This window comes from Ramlibacter sp., assembly GCF_013697775.1.
Taxonomy (GTDB): Bacteria; Pseudomonadota; Gammaproteobacteria; order Burkholderiales; family Burkholderiaceae_C; genus Ramlibacter.
Genome location: NZ_JACCWG010000197.1, coordinates 1 through 8,114 on the forward strand (window position 1 = coordinate 1; position 8,114 = coordinate 8,114).

Genomic DNA, 8,114 nt, shown 5'->3' on the forward strand with positions numbered 1-8,114 from the left:
CCTTCGCTTCGCCGCCGAACTTGCTCGACAGCACCGTCGTGATCGCCGCCGTCAGCGTCGTCTTGCCGTGGTCCACGTGACCGATCGTGCCCACGTTCACGTGCGGCTTCGTACGCTCGAACTTACCCTTTGCCATTTTTTTCGACTCCGAAAAAAAGAAATCAGACGACTCGCGAAGCTCGGTGCCGCTTGGCAGCGCGCACCGCAAAACTTGGTGCCCTTGGCGGGAATCGGACCCGCGACCTCTCCCTTACCAAGGGAGTGCTCTACCACTGAGCCACAAGGGCGAAATTCTCTTGACGCGCGCACCGGACGGTTCGTGGAGCGGGAAGCGGGAATCGAACCCGCGTCATTAGCTTGGAAGGCTAAGGTTCTACCATTGAACTACTCCCGCATCGGAAGCAGCTCAACAGCTCCCCAGCAGGCCCTCAAGCCGCCACGATCCTATCGGCACTCGACCATCAACAAACTTCTTCACCGGGTCACCAGGGCCTGCAGACAAGCCTTGGTGGAGGAGGTTGGATTCGAACCAACGTAGGCGTAAGCCAACAGATTTACAGTCTGCCCCCTTTAGCCACTCGGGCACCCCTCCGGAGAACCTCGAAATATAGCATGGTTTGACGGCCGCAATCCTGGCGCGGCGTCAGAAGATGCCCTGCACCCCCCGTTCGTTCAGCCACTGCCGGGCTTGCTCGAAGTGGCCGCAGCCCAGGAACGGCACCGGCGGCCGGCTGGCAGACAGCGGCGACGGATGGTTGGCCTGCAGGATCAGCGCTTCGCGGCCGTGTTGGCGGGCCGTGGCCCGAATCAGTTCCGCCTTGGCCTGCGCATGCGCGCCCCACAGCAGGTAGACACAGGGCGACGCGGTGGCCGCCACCTTGGCCAGCAGCGCATCGGTCAGCGCTTCCCAGCCCTTGCGCGCGTGGCTGCCGGCCTGGCCGTCCTCGACAGTGAGGCTGGCGTTGAGCAGCAGCACGCCGCGGCGTGCCCAGTCCACCAGCGAGCCGTTGTCCGGCCGCTCGCCCAGCTCCTTGAAGATGTTGCGCAGCGAGGGCGGGATCTTCACGCCCGGCTGCACCGAGAACGCCAGCCCGTGCGCCTGCCCCGGCCCGTGGTACGGGTCCTGGCCCAGCACCACGGCGTGCACCTGGGCCAGCGGCGTGAGCTCGAGCGCGTGGAAAGGCGTCGGCGGGTAGATCACTGCACCGGCGGCCAGGCGCTGCCGCATGAACTCCGCCAGCGCGCGCCCCTGGGGGCTGTGCAGGAAATCGTGGACGACCTCCTGCCAGCCCTCGCCCACGGGCCAGCGCTCGGGCGTCCACGCCTGCAGGCTCTGCACGGGCATCAGTTTGCGAACAGCTCGGCCAGCGCCTTGCCCGGGTCGGCAGCGCGCATGAAGGCCTCGCCGACCAGGAACGCGTTGACGCCGCCGTCGCGCATCTTCTTCACATCGTCGTGCGAGGCGATGCCCGACTCGGTGACCACCAGGCGGTCCGCCGGCACGTCGGCCAGCATGCCCAGCGTGGTGTCCAGCGACACCTCGAAGCTGCGCAGGTTGCGGTTGTTGATGCCGACCAGCCGCGTCTTCAGCTTCAGCGCGCGTTCCAGCTCGGCGCGGTCGTGCACCTCGACCAGCACGGCCATGTCCAGGCTGCACGCGATCGCTTCCAGCTGCGCCATCTGCGCGTCGTCCAGGCAGGCCGCGATCAGCAGGATGCAGTCCGCGCCCATCGCGCGCGATTCGTAGACCTGGTACGCATCGACCATGAAGTCCTTGCGCAGCACCGGCAGGTCGCACGAGGCGCGCGCCTGCTTCAGGTAGTCGGTCTGGCCCTGGAAGAACTGCCGGTCGGTCAGCACCGACAGGCAGGCAGCACCATGCTCCGCATAGCTCTGCGCGATGTCGGCCGGAATGAAGTCCTCGCGCAGCACGCCCTTGCTGGGGCTGGCCTTCTTGATCTCGGCGATGACGGCCGCGCCGCCGGCTGTGATCTTGGCGCGCAGCGCGCCTTCGAAGTCGCGCGTCAGCACGCGGCTTTCGGCATCCGCGCGCACTGCTTCCAGCGAGCGCTTCTTGCGGGCGGCGGCGATCTCTTGCCGCTTGGCTTCGACGATCTGGGTCAGGATATCGGTCACAAGGTCCTCAGGCGGCCAGAGTTTTCGAAACGGAGACGAGTTGCTCGAGCTTGGCCTTGGCCGCGCCCGACTCGATGGCGGCGCGCGCCATCGCGATGCCGTCCTTCATGGTCGGCGCCACGTTCGCCGCGTACAGCCCCGCGCCGGCGTTGAGCACCACGATGTCGCGGGCCGGGCCCTGCTGGTTGCCCAGCACGGTCAGCATCAAGTCGCGCGACTGCTCGGGCGTCTCGACCTTGAAGGCGCGGTTGCTGGCCATCGCCATGCCGAAGTCTTCCGGGTGGATCTCGTACTCGCGGATCTCGCCGTTCTTCAACTCGCCGACCAGCGTGGCGGCGCCCAGGCTCACTTCGTCCATGCCGTCGCGGCCGTAGACCACCAGCGCATGCTCGGCGCCCAGGCGCTGCAGCGCACGTATCTGGATGCCGACCAGGTCGGGGTGGAACACGCCCATCAGGATGTTGGGCGCGCTCGCCGGGTTGGTCAGCGGCCCCAGGATGTTGAAGATGGTGCGCACGCCCAGCTCCTTGCGCACCGGCGCCACGTTCTTCATGGCCGGGTGGTGGTTGGGCGCGAACATGAAGCCGATGCCGACCTGCTCGATGCACCGGGCGATCGCCTCGGGCTTCAGGTTGATGTTCAGGCCGAGGGCTTCCAGCACGTCGGCGCTGCCGCTCTTGCTGGACACGCCGCGCCCGCCATGCTTGCTGACCTTGGCGCCCGCCGCCGCGGCCACGAACATGGAGCAGGTGGAGATGTTGAAGGTGTGCGAACCGTCGCCGCCGGTGCCCACGATGTCCACCAGGTGGGTCTTGTCGGCCACGTGCACCTGCGTGGCGAACTCGCGCATCACCTGCGCCGCGGCCGTGATCTCGCCGATGGTTTCCTTCTTCACGCGCAGGCCGGTGACGATGGCCGCGGTCATCACGGGCGACAGCTCGCCGCTCATGATCATGCGCATGATCTTCAGCATCTCGTCGTGGAAGATCTCGCGGTGCTCGATGGTGCGCTGCAGGGCTTCCTGGGGGGTGATGGGCATGTCTTTCCTTAGCGCGACGGGTTGTCGGTGAACGCGAGCTTCAGGCCGAAGCCGATGAACATGGCGCCGGCGGCACGGTCCAGCCAGTGCATGCCGCGCCGCACCGCACCGCGCCGGGCCATCCATGCGGCCGCCCAGGCCCAGCCGCAGTTCACCGGGAACGAGCTGACGTTGAACAGCACGCCCAGCAGGATGAAGGCCAGCGCCTTGTTCTGCGTGTCGGCCGCGATGAACTGCGGCACGAAGGCCAGGAAGAAGATCGCGACCTTGGGGTTCAACACGTTGGTCCAGAACGCGCCTGTGAACACGGCGCGCAGGCCCAGGGCCGAGCCGTCGCGTGCCAGCGCGTTCCAGTCGGTCTCGCCCTGCGGCGCGCGCGCCGTCAGCAGCTTGACGCCCACCCACAGCAGGTAGGCCGCGCCCGCCCACTTGAGGACCGAGAACGCGGTGGCCGACGCCGCCATCAGCGCGCTCACGCCCAGGGCGGCGGCGAACACGTGGATGAAGCAGCCAGTGACGATGCCCAGCGCGGCGACCATGCCGGCCTTCACGCCGGCGCGCAGCGAGCTGGTGACGATGTAGAGCACGTCCGGCCCGGGCGTCAGGTTGAGCAGCCAGCCGGCGGCGACGAACAGCAGCAGATGGTGGGCGTCGGGCATTGCGCGCGCTCCCGTTCAGGCGTTGAAGAAGCGGCGGATCGCACTCGCCGCATGGTCGATGCCGCCAGCGTCCACGCCCAGGTGCGTGACGAAGCGCAGGCGGTACAGGCCGGTGGCCAGCACGCCTTCGGTGTTCAGATGGTCGATCAGCTGCTGCGAGCGTTCGCGCGCCGCGCCGACCAGGTCGACGAACAGGATGTTGGTCTGCGGCGGTTCGACCTTCAGCCCGTCAATGCCGGCCAGCCCTTCGGCCAGGCGCCGTGCCAGCGCGTGGTCGTCGGCCAGGCGCGCGACCTGGTGGTCCAGCGCAAACGACGCCGCCGCCGCCAGCACGCCGGCCTGGCGCATCGCGCCGCCGGCCATCTTGCGGATGCGCCGCGCACGGCCGATCAGCTCGCGCGAGCCGCACAAGGCCGAGCCGACCGGTGCGCCGAGGCCCTTGCTGAAGCACACGGAGACGGAATCGAAATGCTGGGCGATCTGCCGGGCAGCCTCCACCGCCGATCGGACCGCTCCCGCTTCCGTTCGAGCCACTCCCACAGCCGTTCGGGCTGAGCTTGTCGAAGCCCTCCCTTCGACAAGCTCAGGGTGAACGGAGCCAACAGATCCAACGGATCGGACGGAGGCCACCGCCGCATTGAACAGCCGCGCGCCGTCCAGATGCCGCGCCAGCCCCTTGGCGCGCGCCAGCTCCGTCGCCTTGGCAATGTAGTCCATCGGGATCACCTTGCCGCCCAGCGTGTTCTCCAGCGACAGCAGGCGCGTGCGCGCGAAATGCGGATCGTCGGGCTTGATGGCGTCGGCGATCGCGTCCAGGTCGAGCGTGCCGTCCGGCTGGTGGTCCAGCGGCTGCGGCTGGACGCTGCCGAACACCGCCACGCCACCGCCCTCCCAGCGGTAGCAGTGCTGCTGCTGGCCGACGATGTACTCGTCGCCGCGCTGGCAATGCGCCAGCACGCCGCACAGGTTGCTCTGGGTGCCGGTGGGCACGAACAGCGCCGCCTCGAAGCCCAGCATGCCGGCGATTTTTTCCTGCAGCGCGTTCACGCTGGGGTCGTCGCCGAACACGTCGTCGCCCAGGGGCGCGACGGCCATGGCCTCGCGCATGCCCGGCGTGGGCTGGGTCACGGTGTCGCTGCGCAAATCCACTGCTGTCATTCGGTCTGCTCCAAAAAGTTCTTCAGCATTGCATGCCCGTGTTCGGTGAGGATGGATTCCGGGTGGAACTGCACGCCCTGCAGCGGCAGCGTTTCATGCCGCACGCCCATGATCTCGCCGTCGTCGGTCCAAGCCGTGATTTTGAGCTCGGGCGGGCAATGTTCGCGCGCGATGGACAGCGAGTGGTAGCGGTTCACCGTGAACCGCTCGGGAAGGCCGGCGAACACACCTTGGCGCGTGGTGGCAATCACGCTGGTCTTGCCGTGCATCAGCTGCTGCGCCCGCACCACCTTGCCGCCCAGCGCGGCGCCGATGGCCTGGTGGCCCAGGCAAACGCCCAGGATCGGCAGCTTGCCGGCGAAATGGCGGATGGCTTCGACCGAGATGCCGGCCTCGACGGGCGAGCACGGACCGGGCGACACCACCAAACAGTCGGGCCGGCGTTCGGCGACGCCTTGCACGGTGATCTCGTCGTTGCGGAACACCTCCACCTCCGCGCCCAGTTCGCCGAAGTACTGCACCAGGTTGTAGGTGAAGCTGTCGTAGTTGTCGATCATGAGGAGTTTCATGGCTTACTCCAGGCCTTCCTCGACCAGCTCCGACGCCCGCAACAGCGCCCGCGCCTTTGCCTCCGTCTCCTTCCACTCCAACTCAGGAACAGAGTCGGCCACCACGCCGGCCGCCGCCTGCACATACAGCATCTGGTCCTTGACGATGCCGGTGCGGATGGCGATGGCCACGTCCATGTCGCCGGCATAGCTGAGGTAGCCGCAGGCGCCGCCGTACAGGCCGCGCTTGTTCGGCTCCAACTGGTCGATCATTTCCATCGCGTGCACCTTGGGCGCGCCGGTCAGCGTGCCAGCCGGGAAGGTGGCTTTGAGCACGTCCATCGCCGTCATGCCGTCCTTCAGCACGCCTTCGACGTTGCTCACGATGTGCATCACGTGGCTGTAGCGCTCGACCACGAAGGCTTCGGTCACTTTCACCGAACCGGTCTTGGCAATGCGGCCGATGTCGTTGCGCGCCAAGTCGATCAGCATCACGTGCTCGGCGCGCTCCTTGGGGTCGTTGATCAGCTCGTCCTCGGTGGCCTTGTCCAGCGCGGGCGTGGCGCCGCGCGGGCGCGTGCCGGCCAGCGGGCGGATGGTGATCTTCTGCCCTTCGGCCGTGTGCTCCTGGCGCACCAGGATTTCCGGCGAGGCGCCCACCACGTGGAAATCGCTGCCCTTGCCGTCGGCACCGCTCAGGTTGTAGTAATACATGTACGGGCTGGGATTGAGCGAACGCAGCGCGCGGTACAGCGACAGCGGCGACTCCGTATAGCGCTTCTTGATGCGCTGGCCCACCTGCACCTGCATGAAGTCGCCTGCGGCGATCAAGTCCTTGGCGCGCTCCACCGCGGCGATGTAATCGGCCTTGGCGAATTCGCGCTCGGCCGGAAAGCCCTGCGTCTGCCGCACCACCGGTGCGCTCACTGAATACTTCAGCAACTCCTTGAGCTCGCGCAACCGCTTCTTGCCGTTGGCATGGGCCTCGGGCTTCGATGGGTCTGCATACACGATGAGGTACAGCTTGCCCGACAGGTTGTCGATGACGGCCAGCTCCTCGCATTGCAGCAGCAGGATGTCGGGGCAGTGCAGCGTGTCGGGCGGGCAGCTGTGTTCCAGCTTCTTTTCGATGTAGCGCACCGTGTCGTAGCCGAAGTAGCCGGCCAGCCCGCCGCAAAAGCGCGGCAGGCCCGGGCGCAGCGCCACCTTGAAGCGCTTCTGGTAGTCGGCGATGAAGTCCAGCGGATTGCCGCGCGCCGACTCGACCACTTCGCCGCCGGTGACCACTTCGGTCAGCGCGTCGGCGCCAAAGCCGCTGGCACGCAGCAAGGTGTTGGCCGGCAGGCCGATGAAGCTGTAGCGGCCGAAGCGCTCGCCGCCCACCACGGATTCGAGCAAAAAGCTGAGCCGTCCGCCGCCCTTGGCATGGGCCAGCTTGAGGTACAGCGACAGCGGGGTTTCGAGGTCGGCAAACGCCTCGGCAATGAGGGGAATGCGGTTGTAGCCCTGCAACGCAAGGCTTTTGAATTCGAGTTCAGTGATCAAAGGGTGAGCCTCCACAAGCTCGGCGGCGACGGTGCCGCCAGGAAACCAGCGATGCCCCGAATAGCACGGGGCGCGGGGCACGGGCGGTGCCCCGTGCAGTCTCAGTTGCGCACGTCAGGCTTGCGCCAGGGCCAGGCTCCCCGGTCGCTGCGACCTGTAATGACGGTGCGGTGGATGAACATACGCGGCCAGTGTAGCAAAGCCGATGCCCTTCCCCGGTGCCCGCCGGTCCTCCTGGCAAACCCTGTTGCTGATGAGCTTATCTGCCTTGGAGAATGTGAAAAACAAACGGGCTTTTCAGGGAGGGGAACGATGTCGATACGACATGGCTTGCTGGCTGCCGCACTGGCGCTGGCGCAATTTCAAGCAGGGGCGCAGACCACGGTGGCGGGTGTGCGCTTCGAACCCGAGGCCACCGTCGGCGGCCAGCGGCTGCAGCTCAATGGCGCGGGCGTGCGCTTCAAGCTGTTCATCAAGGTCTACGCCGCGGCGCTGTACACCTCGCGCAAGGCGCTGCGCACCGAAGACGTGCTGCAGCCCGACATGCCCAAGCGCGTGCAACTGGTCGCGCTGCGCGATACGGGCGGCGACGAACTGGGCAAGCTGTTCGCCCGCGCGATCGAGGACAACGCCTCGCGCGAGGAATTCGCCAAGTCGATTGCCGACGTGGTGCGCATGGGCCAGATCTTCGCCGACGCGCACGCGCTGCGAAAAGGCGAGGTGATCACCGTCGACTACGTGCCCGGCACCGGACTGTCCATCGGCTTTCGCGGCCGGCAGCAGGGCGATGTCTTCAAGAGCCCGCAGTTCAGCAGCATGATGTTCAAGATCTGGTTCGGCCCCAAGCCGCCCGATGGTCCGCTGCAAGGCGCCCTGCTCGGCGCGCAGACCACAGCCAATAGCAACTAGTGTCCTGTCCCGTAAATAACAGGCATTAATCGTGCTTGCTCTTGCGGTATCTTTCGAGCGGAGATACGCAATGAGAACGGGCAGGCCAAAGGCGGATTTGATCTTGTCGGACGAGGAGCG

9 protein-coding genes and 3 tRNA genes are annotated in these 8,114 nt (G+C 66.8%); 1 reads left to right on the plus strand and 11 read right to left on the minus strand.

All coding sequences use genetic code 11. The annotated features are described in order from the left end of the window. From H0U68_RS09655 to trpE, 11 genes are all read right to left on the minus strand, one after another. Window positions 1-136: GTP-binding protein (locus H0U68_RS09655; RefSeq protein ID WP_296354998.1), on the minus strand; the 136-nt coding region annotated here is incomplete at its 3' end. Between the two features lie 76 nt (window positions 137-212). Beyond that, window positions 213-287: transfer RNA gene (locus tag H0U68_RS09660), tRNA-Thr, on the minus strand. Between the two features lie 33 nt (window positions 288-320). Further along, window positions 321-394, minus strand: a tRNA-Gly gene (locus H0U68_RS09665). 112 nt (window positions 395-506) lie between these two features. Further along, window positions 507-592 (minus strand) — tRNA-Tyr (locus H0U68_RS09670). 51 nt (window positions 593-643) lie between these two features. Next, on the minus strand, window positions 644-1,345 hold the full coding sequence (locus H0U68_RS09675) for a uracil-DNA glycosylase (protein ID WP_296355005.1): 702 nt from the start codon (window positions 1,343-1,345) through the stop codon (window positions 644-646). Beyond that, window positions 1,345-2,136 (minus strand): indole-3-glycerol phosphate synthase TrpC, encoded by a 792-nt coding sequence (trpC, locus tag H0U68_RS09680; protein ID WP_296355007.1) that lies wholly within the window; start codon window positions 2,134-2,136, stop codon window positions 1,345-1,347. Before trpC ends, H0U68_RS09675 begins: the two co-directional genes overlap by 1 nt. Window positions 2,137-2,143: 7 nt before the next feature. Next, on the minus strand, window positions 2,144-3,175 hold the full coding sequence (trpD, locus tag H0U68_RS09685) for an anthranilate phosphoribosyltransferase (RefSeq protein ID WP_296355009.1): 1,032 nt from the start codon (window positions 3,173-3,175) through the stop codon (window positions 2,144-2,146). Window positions 3,176-3,183: 8 nt separating this feature from the next. Next, on the minus strand, window positions 3,184-3,834 hold the full coding sequence (locus tag H0U68_RS09690) for a LysE family translocator (RefSeq protein WP_296355011.1): 651 nt from the start codon (window positions 3,832-3,834) through the stop codon (window positions 3,184-3,186). Window positions 3,835-3,849: 15 nt separating this feature from the next. Further along, on the minus strand, window positions 3,850-4,992 hold the full coding sequence (locus H0U68_RS09695) for a GntG family PLP-dependent aldolase (RefSeq protein WP_296355012.1): 1,143 nt from the start codon (window positions 4,990-4,992) through the stop codon (window positions 3,850-3,852). Continuing rightward, window positions 4,989-5,561: an aminodeoxychorismate/anthranilate synthase component II gene (locus H0U68_RS09700; RefSeq protein ID WP_296355014.1), complete on the minus strand. Its 573-nt coding sequence runs from the start codon at window positions 5,559-5,561 to the stop codon at window positions 4,989-4,991. The genes H0U68_RS09695 and H0U68_RS09700 overlap by 4 nt, the downstream gene beginning before the upstream one ends. A 3-nt stretch (window positions 5,562-5,564) precedes the next feature. Continuing rightward, window positions 5,565-7,085 carry an anthranilate synthase component I gene (gene trpE, locus H0U68_RS09705; RefSeq protein WP_296355016.1) on the minus strand — a complete coding sequence of 507 codons (1,521 nt, stop codon included), beginning with the start codon at window positions 7,083-7,085 and terminating at the stop codon, window positions 5,565-5,567. 312 nt (window positions 7,086-7,397) lie between these two features. Here trpE and H0U68_RS09710 point away from each other — a divergent pair, with 312 nt between their 5' ends. Then, entirely contained in the window at window positions 7,398-7,994 is a 597-nt protein-coding gene (locus tag H0U68_RS09710) for a chalcone isomerase family protein (RefSeq protein WP_296355018.1), read from the plus strand. The last annotated feature ends 120 nt before the right edge of the window (window positions 7,995-8,114 follow it).